Annotated in this window: 9 protein-coding genes and 1 tRNA gene; 3 read left to right on the top strand and 7 right to left on the bottom strand. The window is 60.9% G+C overall.

Annotated elements, in window-relative coordinates; translation table 11 throughout:
• Positions 1 to 54: 54 nt before the first annotated feature.
• Genes D9V28_RS07270 through D9V28_RS07245 form a run of 6 tightly spaced genes read right to left on the bottom strand, consistent with a single transcriptional unit; the run spans position 55 to position 7,202 of the window.
• Positions 55 to 1,782: a protein kinase domain-containing protein gene (locus tag D9V28_RS07270; RefSeq protein WP_121659078.1), complete on the bottom strand. Its 1,728-nt coding sequence runs from the start codon at positions 1,780 to 1,782 to the stop codon at positions 55 to 57.
• On the bottom strand, positions 1,779 to 3,233 hold the full coding sequence (locus tag D9V28_RS07265) for a peptidoglycan D,D-transpeptidase FtsI family protein (protein ID WP_121659077.1): 1,455 nt from the start codon (positions 3,231 to 3,233) through the stop codon (positions 1,779 to 1,781). Before D9V28_RS07265 ends, D9V28_RS07270 begins: the two co-directional genes overlap by 4 nt.
• A complete protein-coding gene (locus D9V28_RS07260) occupies positions 3,230 to 4,651 on the bottom strand; it encodes an FtsW/RodA/SpoVE family cell cycle protein (protein WP_121659076.1) in 1,422 nt (473 codons plus the stop codon). Before D9V28_RS07260 ends, D9V28_RS07265 begins: the two co-directional genes overlap by 4 nt.
• Positions 4,648 to 5,910 (bottom strand): Stp1/IreP family PP2C-type Ser/Thr phosphatase, encoded by a 1,263-nt coding sequence (locus D9V28_RS07255; RefSeq protein ID WP_121659075.1) that lies wholly within the window; start codon positions 5,908 to 5,910, stop codon positions 4,648 to 4,650. The genes D9V28_RS07260 and D9V28_RS07255 overlap by 4 nt, the downstream gene beginning before the upstream one ends.
• Positions 5,911 to 5,913: 3 nt before the next feature.
• Complete coding sequence (locus tag D9V28_RS07250; protein ID WP_121659074.1) at positions 5,914 to 6,459, bottom strand: FHA domain-containing protein FhaB/FipA; 546 nt, start codon at positions 6,457 to 6,459, stop codon at positions 5,914 to 5,916.
• The gene (locus D9V28_RS07245) at positions 6,456 to 7,202 is read right to left on the bottom strand and encodes an FHA domain-containing protein (RefSeq protein WP_121659073.1); all 747 of its coding nucleotides are present in this window, start codon (positions 7,200 to 7,202) and stop codon (positions 6,456 to 6,458) included. Before D9V28_RS07245 ends, D9V28_RS07250 begins: the two co-directional genes overlap by 4 nt.
• A gap of 205 nt (positions 7,203 to 7,407) precedes the next feature.
• Here D9V28_RS07245 and D9V28_RS07240 point away from each other — a divergent pair.
• A tRNA-Leu gene (locus D9V28_RS07240) sits at positions 7,408 to 7,491 on the top strand.
• Between the two features lie 239 nt (positions 7,492 to 7,730).
• Here the strand turns inward: D9V28_RS07240 and D9V28_RS07235 are convergent.
• Positions 7,731 to 8,501 carry a hypothetical protein gene (locus tag D9V28_RS07235; RefSeq protein WP_121659072.1) on the bottom strand — a complete coding sequence of 257 codons (771 nt, stop codon included), beginning with the start codon at positions 8,499 to 8,501 and terminating at the stop codon, positions 7,731 to 7,733.
• 425 nt (positions 8,502 to 8,926) lie between these two features.
• Between D9V28_RS07235 and D9V28_RS07225 the strand changes: the two genes are divergently transcribed.
• Positions 8,927 to 9,361, top strand: coding sequence for a hypothetical protein (locus D9V28_RS07225; protein ID WP_121659071.1), 435 nt, complete (start codon positions 8,927 to 8,929; stop codon positions 9,359 to 9,361).
• A 493-nt stretch (positions 9,362 to 9,854) separates the two neighbouring features.
• Complete coding sequence (locus tag D9V28_RS07220) at positions 9,855 to 16,658, top strand: PA14 domain-containing protein (RefSeq protein ID WP_147440937.1); 6,804 nt, start codon at positions 9,855 to 9,857, stop codon at positions 16,656 to 16,658.
• The last annotated feature ends 160 nt before the right edge of the window (positions 16,659 to 16,818 follow it).

The following is a 16,818-nucleotide window of genomic DNA, read 5'->3' as shown; positions in this document are numbered from 1 at the left end:
AACTCCTTCAGCAGTCACATTTCACTGGGTACAGCTTAGTCGGGTGGAAAAGCGTCAGTTACTTGGCTCCGTTGCGGGCGCAGCCTGCACAGTCGCGTTCGCTGCCGGTGACTGGCCGGTCTCTTCGGAGCCGCAGAACGCACTGTAGGTCACGCTGAACGGACCTTCGGTTGCGCCGACGGTGACCTTGGCGGTGTTGGACTGCACTGCGCCGCCAGCGGCCTGTGACGTTCCGCCTGTGACCGTGATGCGGTAGCCGAGCTGCTGCATTCCGGCCGGGCAACGAGTGAATGCGGCCCAGTTGACGGTGACTTCTGCACCTGGCTTGAGAGTGGTGCAGCTGGTGTCTGTGCACGCGTCGCCAGACAGGGTCGGCGTTGCGGTTGGTGTCGGAATCTCCGCCATCGCGCTGTACACGGTGACTTTGACGATGTGGCCCTTCTCGAGGTTTCCCTCCGGGTTGATCGCGTAGACGATTCCGACCTCATCCTGCGAGCTCGCGGCGTTCCCGTCGACCCGTTCAGACGCGAGTCCGAGCGAGGAAAGTTTTGCCGCGGCTTCATCGTAAGAGAGACCGACGAAATCACCCTGGCTGACCGAAATCAGGTTCGACGTCGGTTCAGGCGTCGGTGTCTCTGACGGGGGAGGAGTCGCTCGTGTTGGTGCGCTCGACGTGGTCTCGACCGGAGGCTCGTTGCCATTCTGATTGACGAGAGCGATCACCGTGCCAGTGAGGACCACGGCAAGGATGGCGATGAGAGCGATGAGCGGCCAGGTCCACGGGCTTCGCTTCTTCTTCTCAGTGACCGGGACCTCGGCTGTCGAGGTCGTGACCTCGGTTGAGTCGAGGCTCGACGTCCCGAGCAGTGTTGTTTCAGCATCCGAGTTCGCGCCGAGAAGAGTGGTTGCCGCTGTCGGCAGGTCTCCAGCGACGGCGGGGACGGCCACAGTGGCCGCCGAGACGTCACCACGACGCAGTGCCTGCGCCGCACGGGCTACGTGGGCAGCGGATGCCGGACGATCAGCGGGGTTCTTCGCGATCATCGAAAGCACGAAGTTGCGAACAGGCTCGGACACCGTCACGGGGAGTGGTGGTGGAGTCTCATTGATCTGCGCCATGGCGATCGCGACCTGCGACTCACCGGTGAACGGGCGCTTACCTGCGAGGCACTCGTACGCAACGATGCCGAGGGAGTAGATGTCGGTGGTCGGCGACGCGGCGTGACCTGAGGCCTGCTCCGGCGAGAGGTACTGGACGGTGCCCATGACCTGTCCGGTTGCCGTCAGCGGAACCTGGTCCGCGATGCGGGCGATTCCGAAGTCGGTGATTTTGACCCGACCGTCTGGCGTGATGAGCAGGTTTCCCGGCTTGATGTCGCGGTGAACGAGCCCGGCCGCGTGGGCAGCCTGAAGAGCGGCGGCGGTCTGGGCGGTGAAGTCGAGGACCTTGTCGGTCGACAGCACGTGTTCGCGTTCGAGCATGGTGGACAGCGCTTCGCCAGGAACGAGTTCCATGACGAGGAATGCACTGCCTTCTTCTTCGCCGTAGTCGAAGACGTTGGCGATGCCCTCGTGGTTTACAAGGGCGGCGTGACGCGCCTCGGTTCGGAACCGTTCGAGGAAGTTCGGATCGCCCAGGTACTCGTCCTTGAGGATCTTGATGGCAACACTGCGTCCGATGACGAGGTCTGTGGCATTCCACACTTCACCCATGCCACCGATGGCAATACGGGACTCGAGCTCGTAGCGCCCCCCGAAGGTGACCCCAGCTGTGGGTCTCATTTGTTCAGCACCGCCTCTATGACTTTCTTGGCTATGGGAGCGGCCACGATGTTGCCCGAGCTGTGATGCCCAAGGTTTCCATCATTTTCGACGACGACCGCGACCGCGACTTCCGGGTTCTCCGCTGGCGCAAAACCAGTGAACCACAGTGAGTATGGTTCGTCCGTGCCGTTCTGCGCTGTTCCGGTCTTTCCAGCCACATCGACCCCCTCTATTCTTGCACCGTTGGATTGCCCGTCTGAGACACTGTTGACCATCATTTGGGTCAGCTCGACGCAGCTCTCCTCATCGAGAGTTTCCGCCATGACTTCCGGCTCGAAGCTCGAGAGGACCTCAAGGTTTCGGCCGGTCACCCTATCGACCAGGGTGGGAGCCATCAGTTCGCCGTCGTTGCCGATGGCTGCTGATGTCATCGCCATCTGCAGCGGTGTCGTGCGCACCTCGTACTGTCCGAAACCGGTCAGACCGGTTTTGGCGTCGTCGAGACCTGACGGGTAGATGCTTTTGCCAGCGGGGAATGGCACTGAGACCTCCGAGTTGAAGCCGAACTTCTCTGCCTGCTCGCGGATGGCGTCGTCGCCGAGCTGGATCGCGAGCTCGGCCATCGGAACGTTGCAGCTCTGGCGGAGTGCTTCGCGAAGAGTGACAGTTTCGCCGGGGCCGCAGGCGGCACGGGTCCAGTTAAAGACCTCGGAACTGCTTCCAGGGAGCTGGAGGCTGACCGGGTTGGGGAACTCACTGTCTGCTGTGTACTTCCCGCTCGCGAGGGCAGCGGCGGCGACGATGATCTTGAAGGAGGAACCCGGCGGGTTCATGTCTCCGCTCGTTGCGCGGTTGGACAGCGGCTTGAGGTCATCCGCCTGAAGCGCCTTGTATTCGTCGATGACCGCCTGCGAGTCGTGGCTTGCCAGCACATTCGGGTCGTAGGTGGGTGTGCTCACCATGGCGAGGATGCGGCCGGTCGACGGCTCGATGGCGACGACACCGCCCTGGCGATCACCGAGCGCGTCGAACGCGACCTGCTGGACCACCGGGTCGATGGTCACTTCAACGGCAGCGCCCTTGGGGGCCTGGCCGGCAATGATGCGGTTTATGGTGTCCAGGAACTGGGAGTTCGAGGTGCCGGAGAGGTAGTCGTTCATGTACCGCTCGATGCCAGCCGAACCCTGAGTCGGGTTGAAGTAGCCGGTGACGGGTGCGTACAACTCGCCCTGCGGGTATTGCCGCTGGAACGCGTACTGGTCACCGGTTGGGACCGACTGGGCGATGACCGTTCCTCCGGCGAGGATGGGCCCCCGCTCGGTGTCGTAGCTGTCGTAGAGGGCACGGGTGTTCCGCGAGTCGAGGCGAAGCGCGTCGGCCTGCGCCACCTGGATGACTGTGGTGGAGAGGAACAGGGCTGCGAACATCGCGAGCACCACGATGCTCACCCGTCTGAGTTCTCGGTTCACGCTGACACCTCCGATGCTGGCCCGGTTTTCACACTGTCACTCACTCGGAGGAGCAGGGCGACGATGATCCAGTTAGCCACGAGTGATGAACCGCCGGCAGCCAGGAACGGGGTGGTCAAACCGGTGAGCGGGATGACCCGGGTGACTCCACCGACCATGATGAACACCTGCAGCGCGACGGTGAACGCCAGGCCGATCGCGAAGAGCTTGCCAAAGTCATCCTGTCCGGCGAATCCAATGCGAAGGCCGCGCGAGACGAACAGCAAATACAGTCCGAGAATCGCGAACAGGCCGGCCAGGCCGAGCTCCTCGCCGAGGCTCGCGATGATGTAGTCGCTCTGGGACAGGGGCGTGAGCTGGGGGCGTCCCTGTCCGAGTCCTGTGCCAATCAGCCCACCCTGGGCAAGCCCGAAGATTCCCTGAACGAGTTGGTAGCTCCCGCCGGTGGCGTCGTAGACAGCCGGGCTGAAAGCATCCAGCCAGTTCTGAAAACGTCCCTGCACGTAGGTAAGCGTTTGCGCCGCGAAGAAGGCGCCGGTGCCGAAGAGGCCGAATCCGATGAGGATCCAACTGAGGCGCCCAGTTGCAATGTAGAGCATGACCGTGAACAGGCCGAAGTAGAGCAGCGCTGTCCCCATGTCGTGCTGGAACACGATGATGAGCATCGACAGGGCCCAGACCACGAGGATCGGGCCGAGGTCGCGCAGCCGGGGGAAGCGAACGCCGAGGAACTTCTTGCCGACCATCGACAGGCTGTCACGGGTGCGCACGAGGTATCCGGCGAAGAACACAGCCAGTGCGATCTTCGCGATCTCACCGGGCTGGAAGCTGCCGAAACCGCCGAGGCTGATCCAGACACGGGCGCCGCTGACCTCGCGGCCGAGCCCGGGCACCAGGGGCAGGAGCAGGAGGACGAAGGCCAGCGCACCGAAGACGTAGGTGTAGCGGAAGAGCACGCGGTAGTTGCGAATGACGAGGATCACGACGATGGCCGCGAGAATCGCGACAGCTGACCAGGTGATCTGTCGCGTGGACGCCGCGGCCCAGCCGGAGAGGCTCTTGGCCAGGTCGATCCGGTAGATCATGGCGATGCCGAGGCCGTTGAGCACGGTGGCGATGGGCAGGAGGAGCGGGTCGGCTCGCGGCGCCACGTACCTCAGGCAGATGTGCAGCCCGATGACGAGCACAGACAAACCGGCGCCGAGGTAAAGGAGATTGAGGTCGATCGCTCCGGTTGCGCCGAGCTGGACAAGGAGGATGGCGACCGAGTTAATGGCGCAGGCGAAGAGCAGGAGGGCCAGTTCGCGGTTGCGAAGCTTCTGGGGCAAATGCAGTTTGCGCATGGTGCGCAGCACGCCGGTGTCGGGAGCGAAGGAGGGCTTGACCGTTGCGGCCGTCGGGTTGGTGGTGTTCGTCATTCGCCTCCCTCTCCTTCCTTGGACGTTGTCGTTCTCAACCGCGACACGATCTCTTCAGCTTCCTCGAGCGATGAGGCGCTGAGGGTTTGCTCCACCTGCTGGCGGTCATAGGTAGAGAGGAGAGACACGGGAATGCCGGTGTCCTTGAACTCATGCGACAGGCTGAACGGTCCGATGTCCTGCTGGATGCCCTGGTAGATGACAACTGTGTTGCTGTCTTCTCCGACGAAGTAACGCGACTGCGTCCAGGCGTAGCCGAGGAGCCCGGCGAGAAGCAGCGCGAGCACGAGCGCGATGGTTCCGACCAGCCAGGTCAGCCGCCGGCGGCGCGCGCGGCGGGCATCTTCTTCGATGAGCTCGTCGAGGTAATCCTCAGACGCCGGTTCGAAGTGGCTCGAGGCGAGCGGGTTCGGGCGTGCCGAGTGCAGGCGCAGTGACGGCAGCAGGCCCGATCGCTTCGGCGCTTCGTTCTGATAGGCGAGCGGGCGAGATGCTGACCCGACGATAACCGGGGTCTGAGCGTTCGCCGACCGCTCAACACCGACGTCGTAGATGACGACCGTGACGTTGTCTGGTGCGCCACCGTCGAGCGCTTTGCGGACGAGCTGCTCGCCCACCTGCCGCGCCGGCAGTTCCTGGGCGAGGGTGGCCTCGATGGCATCCTTGTCGACGACACCTGACAGCCCGTCGGAGCAGAGCAGCCATCGGTCGCCCGGGTGGGTTCCCATCACCATGGTGTCGATCTCGGGATTCGAGTCGACGTCGCCGAGCACGCGCATCAGCACCGAGCGGCGGGGGTGGACCATGGCTTCTTCCTCGGTGATGCGGCCCGAGTCAACGAGTCGCTGCACGAAGGTGTGGTCTGTGGTGATCTGGCTCAGTTCGCCGTCACGGAGCAGGTAGATGCGTGAATCGCCGATGTGCGCAATGGCGATCTCGTTACCGACCGCGGCGATCGCGTCGACCGTTGTTCCCATTCCGCCGAGCTCCGGGTGCTCGAACACGGCATCAGCGAGCTCGTTGTTTGCGGCGATAATCGCGGATTGCAGGGCCGCTTCGGCGTCTTGCGCGCTGGTGTAAACAGCATCCGCTTCAATAATTCTTTTCAGTGCAATAGCGGATGCCACGTCGCCGCCTGCGTGCCCACCCATGCCGTCGGCAACAATAAACAGGTGCGAACCGGCGTAGCCGGAGTCCTGATTGTTGGACCGAATCTTCCCGACATGGGAGAGGGCCGCGGAGTCGCCCGCCTTCGTCATCGCCTACCGCCGCAGTTCGAAACTGGTCGCGCCGACTTTGATCGGGGTGCCGAGTGTGATCTGCGTTGGTGAACTGATGCGCTTGCCGCCGAGGAAGGTGCCGTTGGTGGAGTCCAGGTCCTGAACCATCCACTCCTCGTTCCACAGCAGGAGCTTGGCGTGGTGGGTCGAGGTGTAGTCGTCGCGGATGACGAGGCCGGAGTCTGGGGCACGACCGATGGTCAGCGGGTCGCGGCCGAGTGAGACCTCGAGGCCTTCCTTAGGACCGGCCGTGATGACGAGACGGCTGACGTTGTGGATCGTCGCCTTCTCGTGCTTGCGCGGTGGCACAGGGAGCGAGGGCGGTGGAGCGGCGGCGTGCGGCGGAACGATCGGAGCGCGCGGCGCCGCGTTGGGCGCCGATGGCGTTGCTGCAGCGGCGGCAGCAGGGGTCTTGCGGGTCGATTGACCGAAGAGGTCAGAGCGCAACGCATAGACGATGGCGAAGACAAAGAACCACAGCAAAAGGAGGAAGCCGATCCGAAGGACCAGCAGAGTGAGTTCACTCACCGGGCGGGCCCCCAAAATCCGTCGCCGGCTTCGTAAGCGCGGGTCGAATCATCGGGTTCCGCCGGAGAGTTTCGGGTCGTAGCCTGTGCCAACACTCGGAATACAATACGCGTCCGACCGATCTGTACGACCGAATCGGGGTCAAGGGCCGCTTGGCTGAAGGCCTGACCGTTGAGTGTCGAACCGTTCGTCGAACCCAGGTCGCGGGCCTGTGCGCGCTCGCCATCCCAGAGGATTTCGACGTGCTTGCGGCTCGTGCCTGAGTCGTCGACGGTGATGTCTGCGTCGCTGCCCCGACCAATGATCGTGCGGCTTTTGGTCAGCGGGTGGCGTTTGCCACCGATGTCGAGAACCGGTGTCCAGGACACCTGTCCCTTGACGTTGACCGAGTCAACCGACAGCATCCCGTCACTGAGTGACGAATCCTGTTTCAGACGGATGCTGATTCCTCCGGCAAACGAATAACCCTGGTTTTTCGCGTGCTTCTGAAGAACTCCGGTGATCTCGTCGATGAGGGCCGGCCCGATGGCTGACATCCGTTCGTGGTCGGACGCCGACATGTGTACTACGAACTGATTGGGGGCGAGGATTCGCTCGCGGCTGACGACAGCCGCTTTCGTGTCGACTTCGCGTTTGAGAGCCGAGGTGATTTCGACCGGTTGCAGCCCCGAACGGAAGGTCTTGGCGAACGCACCGTTTACGGCACGTTCGAGACCCTTCTCGAAGTTGTCCAGAATGCCCACAGGTCTCCCGATCGCGTCAAATGGCTATGCACATGTTAGTAGGCGGGGCTGTGAGTGACACTCAAAAGGGTGAGGAGACGCCTGTGAAGCGCGGAATCGCGCCGTTTTTCCGTTCGTTTGCTCAAGAGTGGGTAGCTCTCGAATGGCGAATGGGCTCGCGCCATGCTAATCTCGCTGAGTTGACACGCACGCGTGTCGCAACACTGCGCGAGTGGCGGAATTGGCAGACGCGCTGGCTTCAGGTGCCAGTGCTCGAAAGGGCGTGGGGGTTCAAGTCCCCCCTCGCGCACAGTGGGTAGTTCAGCTTTCTTGATCGGTTAGTTCAGGAAACTCTGGAAAAGCAAAAAGGCCACCGAATTTCGGTGGCCTTTTGTGTTTGTTAGCGGCTCTTTGTAGCCCGTTTCGCGTCGTCCGGGACGTCACGCTCATCAGCATGACCCGAGGACGGGGATATTGGCGCGACGATTAGTCCGTATAAAAGGTGAAGGGCTCGAGGCGAGCTATGAGATTTGAGACGCCGGCTGAACGTTAGCCCGGTGGTGCCTTGGCCTTCGTGCGAGGAGCGGTTGCCCAGGGAGATAACGGGGTAAGTTCACGTCGCCGGGCGCGCTTTTGGACCTTCTTCTCTGGCGTTATCGCGGAATTGATACCGTCGAGGAAGGTGCTGATTTTCCGGAGGTTGGCGGCGGCGACGAGAAGTGTTGTCAGAAAGTACTGTACGGTCACGCCGCGGAGTCGCCGTCGGGCTGCAGCGTCGAGCGCTTCGCGGCCGGGGTCCTTCACGAAGGCGTTAAACCCTTCAATGGTGTTCCGTGCGGTTGAATACATGGCTCGCCAATCCTCTGTGCCGTACTGAAGGTGCTGAAAGTATTTCGCTCCGGCCTTCGGCGGAAATTTCACCGATGTCTTGTTCGTGCAGATGGAGTTGCCCTTTAGCTGTCGGGGCATATTTATGACCGGCATCAGGCTCTTCCTTCTGCCGATGTTGTAGGGAGAAGCTGGGTCGTTGACTCCCATGTTGGTTTTGATGTCGCAAGTGAGGGTCGGGTTGCGGCTGCCTGCAGGGCACATCCATGTGCTGTAGCCGTCGGTGTCTTCGCTTCCGTTCCTTTTTAGTAGGTATGGCGTACGCGCGTCGACCCGCTTGTTGTACAGCTCGAAGTCACCGTACTCTCGGTGGCTGCTGTCGCGGAATATTCCATCTTCATCTAGTCCGAGTTCCGCCGATAGGTAGGTCAGCGCTCGGATGAGGTCATTTGCAGCCGTCATGGTGCGATAGACGGCCGCGGCGATGTCCACCCGCGAACTACGTTTCGACTCATTGAGCTCGACTCGAAGATGCGCAATCGCGTCCCCGATGTGAACTCTGTGTGACAGTGGAGGAGGCGCGTGCTTTGTCGTGTGTTGCTCAATGCGGTGAGCAACCACGGCAAGCAGTGGGCGGCGAATTGATCGTTTACGAAGTGCGGGAGACACAGAAGGCGGCTACCGTGCGGGCCGACGTCGGGCGATTCGACGAAGCGTGCGAAGTCTTTTGCGGAGCGCTGTGATCACGGCCATAACCCATTCAGCATTTCGGTTTCTTGTTGAAGCCGCGCGGCAGGCCGCAGAAGAATTCAACCACCCACTCCAACTGCCGTCGGCGCTGGAGCGCTGACGTACGAGGTGCGACCTGGAGCCCACATGCGCTGAGTCGCTCCGACCAACAGCCATACACTACAAAAGTGATTAACAATAGCCAGATTGGCCGCATACTCAACAGCGGAATGACGATAATCGGCGCCGTAGCCGCATGGAGCATTGCGAACGCGTCGGTTGAGCTGGTACTGAACAGTGATCCTGCGTCGCTATCTCTAGGCCCGCTTATCTGGGGTTCGGCACTGATCGCATTCGCAGTTGCCGTCTCGCGAGCTTTCCCCGGATTCTTTATGCCAGCGACCCGTCGGCGCTGGCCGCTCGATCTCCTCTGCATCATAATCGGTGCGGGGGTGGGATCAATCGGCGTGTTGGTGAATAATGTCTCGCCCTGGGTTCTTGCTGCAGCAGCATTTGCCGGAGTTGGGCTGATAGTGCAAGACGTGATGACGCCTGATCAGCCGACTGGCCCGGCGGCGGTTGCGGAGTTCGGCGACGATACAGAGCTGGTAGCTTCGGCCTGAAATTTTAGGCCGCACGGTGACAGGACGCTTAGGGTGTCGCGGTTTGTCGAGCGGGGATTCCATCGCGCCCACTCAGCCGGGTGGAGTGTTATACCAACGCAGTTTCGGCAAGCGGGCATCGCTGGTTCGCGAGCTCGCGCAGAACGAGGACTTAGTCTGAGCGTCAGGCTTCGTTCGACCTCGTTGCCACCCGGCAGTTGTTGGCCGCGTCGCCTCGGGCAGCCAACGGCGCCCATCGCCTCTTACCATTCGCGAACTCTTCCCCGTCGCGGCGACGGTTCCTCCACCGCAGGTCTGCACTGAGGCCCCAACGCCCAGAAGGTTGCTGAGCGACGAAAAAGGCTCCGCATGGGCCCGTACACGGAGGCTGGCGAGTGGCCCTCCTTTGGGGATGGAGACAATGTGAGTTGCCCCTGTGTAACCTTCGAATCAGCTGAGTCCTGGGGGATTCACGGCGTGTGTCGGTGCGATATCGTGCCCAGCGTCCAACCGAGTGGCGGTATTTGTGCTGGGCAAAAAGTGGTTCGCTCCGGGTATCGGAGTATTGATGGCAGCTGTTCTTGCTGTCCTTCCTGTCGATCCCACCGCTGCGAGCGTGATGGCTGGGTGGCGAACAGTCGAAGAGGTCAAGAACGACGATCTTAAGGTTCCGGGCAACGGTCAGCTCACCACCGGCGATGTCGAGCTTCTCGGACTTCCTGACACGGAAGGCGACGAGGGGTCACCAGATATGCCGGCCGGCTCGTTCGACACCATTCTTTCGGCGGACGAGATTGACGCTGCCCATGACGAGCAACCAGCCGCTGTGGAGGACCTGCCGAACCAGAAGGAACTGGCTACGGAAACTGACAAGCTACCCGTTGCCGAACAGGACGAGTTCTCGACCACGTTCGAGCGGGAGGATGGATCACAGATCCGCCAAATGTCCACCGACCCCATCAACGTCGAAACTAAAACCGGATGGGAGGCGATCTCGACGGAACTCAAGAACGTCAAAGCTGGCGGTTGGAAAGTTGACGCCCACCCGCTTGCCCCCAGATTCGCGAAGAACGCGAACGCCCCCAACGCGGTTACGGTAACCAGCGAAGGACACAAGGTCGGGTTCACGCTAGAAGGCGTGGCCAAGGGGTCCGCGAAAGTGCTCTCGACGGACGAGAACGAGTCCCCGGATGACACTCTCATCTACGAGGAAGTGGAACCGGACGTTGACCTGCAGTACATCGTGGAGAACGCTGGCGTCAAAGAAGCTCTCGTCCTCCATGACGTCCCCTCAGCGACGTCATGGTCCTGGCTGGTCGATGCAGGTTCGCTCACCCCAGAAACACGGGAAGGCGGACTCGTCGAATTCCTCGACGACGACGGAACAGTTGTGATGACGATTCCTGCACCCGTTGCATGGGACTCCTCTGGTAAGGATGAAAAATCCTCTGACACCCTGATCAATCCCGCAATGACTCTGGAACGGATCAACGATTCCGAGTGGAAATACACTCTCAAAATGGAGCGCGAGTGGCTCGCCGCCCCTGAACGAGTGTTCCCCATTTATGTGGACCCCACCATCCAGCACGGACCGTCCTACAACAACTCATTCAAATCTGACGGCGCGACGTACAGCGGGCAGCTGCACGTCGGTAACACCCGGCAGAACAACCAGAACGTCTTCTGGCGGGCTCTCGCGAGCTACAACTACGCCGACGTTCCCGGCAAGTTCATTAACTATGCGCAGCTCGGCATTGCTTTCAACGGAGTGGGTACCACCACGCTTCAGAACGGTGAAATCAGCCACGCCAATTGCCTCGGCTACAACTGCGTTGGCACAGGCCTGACCAGCTACGCAATCAGCAATAACTCCACGTGGACGTCTGGAGACGCAATCCGTGGGCGCCTCGCGTCAGCGTTCGCCCAAGGCGATACCGGAGTCACCTTCATGTTCCGCGGCAACGAAAGCGCGGCATACACCCACAAGAAGATCGCAACGGAAATCTTCATCGAGTACTGGCCGTATCCGACAGTCGGCCAGACGTCACCGAGCAACGGCACCACCGGAGCCTCTCTCACACCGACTCTCTCGCTCACCGGGCAGGGATACTCGCCGTATTCCACTCCGAGCTACTTCTTCCGGGTCTCACCGAACGCCGACATGAGCGGACCCGTGTGGGACTCCGGTTGGCTCGATGCTAAGCAAGCCACTGTCCCGGAAGGTCGGCTTCGACCGGACACCACCTATTACTGGCAAGTTCGAACGGTCGACGGGCACAACGGACAAGCAGGGCAAACCACGGAACGCGTGAGCAGCACTTGGAACCTGAAAACAGAGAAGGTGCCGGTAACGCCGCCAGAAGTGTCCGCAACACCGGGGAACACTACAGGGCTGCCAGAAACGCTGACCACGCTGACGCCCACTCTTCAGGTAGACGCCGTCACCGACCCGGACGCCATCCCGGCGGGCGGCCAAGTGACGTACGAGTTCAAGCTGGCAACCGGGCAGGACGGAAAAACCGGCGCCGTCTACACCTCTGGTCTTATACCGGCCAGCGCGGACGGCAAAGCCCGCTGGACGGTGCCTGATGGCACACTCCAGGATGGCGGTCTCTATTCCTGGATTGTGCAGCCCCACGACGGGCTGAGTAAGAACGTGTACCCGACCTGGACGAAGAAGTTCAAGGTCGACATGCGCCTCGGATCGACAGGCCCATCGCCCTTTGACTCCGCGGGCCCCGTCACCGTGAATATGGCTAACGGCAACGCGAACGTGTCATTCACTTCTCCGACGGTGGAGACGTTGGGCGGCCCTATGGGAATGTCCTTCGTCTACAACTCTCAATCAGTTCGTGCATCAACCCACGGCTTGACGGGTTCCTACTTCGACGCCCGGGACGCTGCGGGGAACATACCTACATCCGCTGCCGGGTACACCTTCGACGGTAAGACTCCACTGATTGTCCGCAACGACCCCACTGTGTCCTTCGATTGGGGGACCGGTTCCCCGGGCGGGGCGGTGCCCGCCGATCAATTCCTTGCGCGCTGGACCGGGTTCATCCGCGTGCCCCATGACTCCACCAAGTGGCGATTCGGAGTGAAACACGACGACGGGGTTCGGCTTCGCGTCAACAACCAGTTGATCCTCGACAAGTGGGCGCACGGTGCTGTCCCTGTTGAATGGACCGGCGGAACGAACATGACCACATCTCAGGTCCCGATTCAACTCGATTTCTTCGAAGGTGTTGGCGGGGCTGGGGTCGAATTGTGGGCCGATGACCTCAACGATTCCGAAGGTCCAGTACCCGTCCCCGCGAACTGGTTAAGCCGAAAACCCACCATCCTTCCCGAAGGGTGGTCCGCCTCAATGCCCATCGCGGGTGACGCCACCACTTGGTCCAGCGCATCAATCACCGAGTCCGCCATTATTCTTACCGACGCAAGTGGGGCGACCCACACCTACACGAAGACCTCCACGGGCGGGTACACGCCACCCACCGGAGAATATGGAATCGCCAGCCTCGACGGACGCGGCCGAGTGGTCTTCACAGACGAAGACGGAACGGTGTACCAGTTCGCGAACGACGGCCGGATCGAATCTGCGACACCCGCGGCCGACGGTCAACGCCCCGCCACACCGATCACAATTCGCGACAGCGCTGGTCGGGTCTCTCAAATCGTTGATCCTGCGTCAAAAGACGGCGCCACCTATCACCGGAAAGTAGAACTCATCTACTTCAACGGTGAAGAGTCATACGACGCGCAGAACTGCCACGGCCTAGCACCAAGCTATTGGTCTCCACCGGAGGGCATGTTGTGCAAAATTAAATACCCAAACGGTGATGAGACCAACCTGTACTACGGCCCCAACGAATCCCTGTGGTTAATCGAAGACCCCGGCGCGGAACGAACCTGGTTCGGATACAACAACCGCATTCTCACTCAAATACAGGACACCGTCGCCAGTGACTACTTGCTCAGCCTCGCGGAACCGGCGTCGTTCGATCCTCCCTTCCTAGAAATCGAATACGCCGACGGTCGCGTTAGCTCCGTCATCCAGCCGTCGCCTGACGGGCAGGAAGCCCGGATGAGCAAGACTTACGCCTACAACATGGCCGCTCGGACAAGCACCGTAGCGTTAGGCGGAGTACCCAACTCGACATCGACAGTGACGTATGACGCGGGGTGGAAGCAACTCTCTTCGACTAGTCCGATGGGTGTGGCAACAACCAATGAATGGCATCCAACGAAAGATCTGTTGCTCTCGACCACCGCATCTACCGGCGTTAGAGAGACAACGGTTTACGACCCCATCACAGACCGACCTCTCCACACATACGGGCCGGCGCCAGCGGCGTGCTTCACTGCCGGGGGGACGCCCGTGGCCAACCCGGTCGCCACGAATGGGTGCGGGGTGGTTCCGGGCCACGCCGCCACCATTTACGACGGTGGACTACAGGGCCTCCATGCTGCCTACTACACCGACACCCAACAACTCGCCGGTCAGCCGCGTCTATACAATCTCGGCTTAGCAGGTGCGGTAGGAGGTGCGGTCGACCGTGACTGGGGTACAAGTGCGCCAGCCACCGGTATCAGCGCAGACAACTTCTCCATTCGTCTGACCGGCCTCATCACTTTTCCTGAGACGGGAACCTATCGACTGCGCACGACCAGCGATGACGGAATCCGGCTGTGGTTGAACGACGCCCTCACCCTCGACCAGTGGATTCCCCAGGCGCCTACGGACGTTACCTCGCAAGGCTTCACCGTCACGGCCGGAGAGACCCGCCGGATACGACTCGAATACCATGATGTCTCCGGCGGGGCGAGCCTACAGCTGAAATGGTCTACGCCGGCGAGCTCAGCGTTCGTCCTTGTCCCAGGCGTCGCACTCCGCCCTGACTACGGGGCCGTTACTTCGAGGACCGTTGACGATTCCGCACCCGGCGGCGTCGCGGGTATCTCCGACAGCCTCGCTCCGGGTATCCACACCACCTTTCAGTACTCACACCCCTGGCTCGGTCAAACGTCCACCGCAAATATCGATCCCGGGGGTTTGAGCCTCACAACGAGCACCACGTATGAGCAGCCCGGCGCGGGAGGATGGTTACGTCGCCTTAGCCGCACGCTCCCGGCCGCGAACACAACCGCGGCCCCCAGCACAGCGAGGACGACCGCTTCATACTGGGGTGAACTTGAAACGGCGCCGAACGTCTGCGAAGCAGGCGGAGTTCGGCAATTTGGGTTCCTTAGAACGTCAACCAGTCCAACACCCGCCAGCGGGAACGCAGTTGTCACGGAATACGTGTACGACGTTATGGGACGGATCGCGGGAACGAGGTCCAGCGGGGACACCGACTGGTCCTGCACGAAGTACGACGCTCGCGGACAAAAGATCAAAGAAACTGCCTTTGGTGGTTCAGGGGTGCCGCCGCGCACCGTCGTTACCAATTCGACTCCAGCAACCGAGGTTGGGGAAAAAGTCACCGTTTCAGACGGGGCCGTGTCGGGATCGCCCAATGGATCCACAATCACGACCATCACGAACCTCATCGGCCAGACCATCAAGTATGAAGACGTCTGGGGCACAGTCACCACAGCCTCCTATGACCCGCGAACGGGTCGATTGGTTAGCAGCACGACTACGCCCGTTGGCGGAATTCCGGTTGTTACCGAATACACCTACGACCGTGATGGCAAGGTCACTGCGATCGAAGTCGACGGCGAGATCCTGGCATCGCCCATATACGACGGCGCTCAGCAGCTGACATCGGTCGCCTACGCCGGCGGGAGCAAATTGGCTTCCATCAGTCGTGATGCTGCGTCCAGACTGAAGGGAATGGACTGGACCTTTCCCTCGTCCGCCGCCATCAGCGATACTGTCATTCGATCCCAGACCGGCCGGATCATTCGTGACGTGGTCACCCGTTCCGCGGTTACCCATAGCTCAACATACGGGTATGACGCGGCTGGGCGATTGGTGTCGGCCGATATTCCATCTCACAGTCTCCTCTACGGTTATGGGAGCACGGGGGGCTGCGGTCTCAATCAGTCCGCTGGCGCCTCAAGCAGTCGTTCGACCGTGAGGGATGCGTACACAGCTCCGGGAACAACCGCGGCCGTCACTACAATGTCAACGTATTGCTATGACTGGGCCGATCGACTCACTTCCAGCATGGTAACTAATCCGATTGCGGGCTCGCATGCTGTCGCAGACGGCCTCAGCTCGAGCGAGATTGCCTACGGCGTCACTGGCAACGTCACCCGGCTCGCTGACATGACGTTCACGTATGACGCAACAAATCAACACAGGAGCATCACCTACGCCAACGGAGCCACGGTCAACCTCACCAGGGACTCACTCGGTCGGGTCGTTGGCAGGACGATCACCGCAACCGGCGGGGCGAGCTCAACCACAAAATATCTCTACGGGGGCGACGGTGATCAACCATGGGCCACGATCGATGGATCCACCGTCACAAGGCACATCAACCTCCCTGGTGGTGCGACAGTGGCAATTACCGGTGCTGCGAAACAATGGGCGTACGCAGGAATTCTCGGACACACTATTGCGACAGGCCAAGGCACTTCGACAGGCGAACTGAAAGTGTTTGACCCCTACGGTCAACCGCTCGACCCGACTACTCAATCAATTGGGACTACGGTCGCCGACGACAGCAATCGGACAGCAGACCGTTCAGGTTGGCATCAGGAGAGTCTCAAGCTCCCGCATACGACGGGAAGCGTAACGCTGCTAGAGATGGGTGCCAGGCTATACGTGCCGGCTCTCGGCAGGTTTTTGCAGATGGACCCTATCGAGGGTGGCGTCGACAACGACTATGTCTGGCCAACGGACCCGATAGGTTCTTCGGACTTGGATGGTCGATTCGACTGGCTCCTCGCGGTCGACATCGCTTCCACAGCGATCATGTTCGTACCCGGCGTTGGCACGGCGGCAGGTCTTGCGATCAAGGGCGCTGTGTTAGCGACGAGGGGAGTAATATTCGCAGCGCGTTATGTAAAAATTGCTGCCGGAATCAATAAGGCACAATACCGCTCGCATGCTGTGATCAAGTTTGCAGCCTCGTCCAAGAACTACCGAGCAATAAAAAAGACCTGGGACAAGGGCTCATTTCGCAGCCCGCAATCCAGTTTTGTCTACCACTATCAGAAACACGGAGCTCGAGACGGTGGACCGATGCGCTACTTGGCTAAGTCAATAGAAGGCCAGCGGAGGTACGGGAATCAGCCAGGCAAGCACTACGGACGGTTCGGCGGGAAAATGGGTCCGAACGGAAAGTGGTTGACCAAGTGGTGAGATCTTGGATCGAAAGACTAATCGCTCGTACCGAGGCCGAGAGGGCGATCCTGCCGATAAGTGACACGCTACTAGACGAGATCGGTCCGGTTGATCTCGCGGAGGACAGGCATGAGTCTGAAGAGCGCTGGCAAGTAGCGTCGGAGCTTAGCATCTTGGA

Origin of the sequence: Mycetocola zhadangensis, from assembly GCF_003668565.1 — a bacterium.
GTDB lineage: Bacteria > Actinomycetota > Actinomycetes > Actinomycetales > Microbacteriaceae > Mycetocola_A > Mycetocola_A zhadangensis.
This window is presented reverse-complemented; position numbering and strand designations above follow the sequence as displayed.

What these genes read in the sequence shown, in the direction of transcription:
- D9V28_RS07270 (WP_121659078.1), bottom strand. Translation starts at nt 1,782, where the DNA reads ATGAGACCCACAGCTGGGGTCACCTTCGGGGGGCGCTACGAGCTCGAG.
- D9V28_RS07260 (WP_121659076.1), bottom strand. Translation starts at nt 4,651, where the DNA reads ATGACGAACACCACCAACCCGACGGCCGCAACGGTCAAGCCCTCCTTC.
- D9V28_RS07255 (WP_121659075.1), bottom strand. Translation starts at nt 5,910, where the DNA reads ATGACGAAGGCGGGCGACTCCGCGGCCCTCTCCCATGTCGGGAAGATT.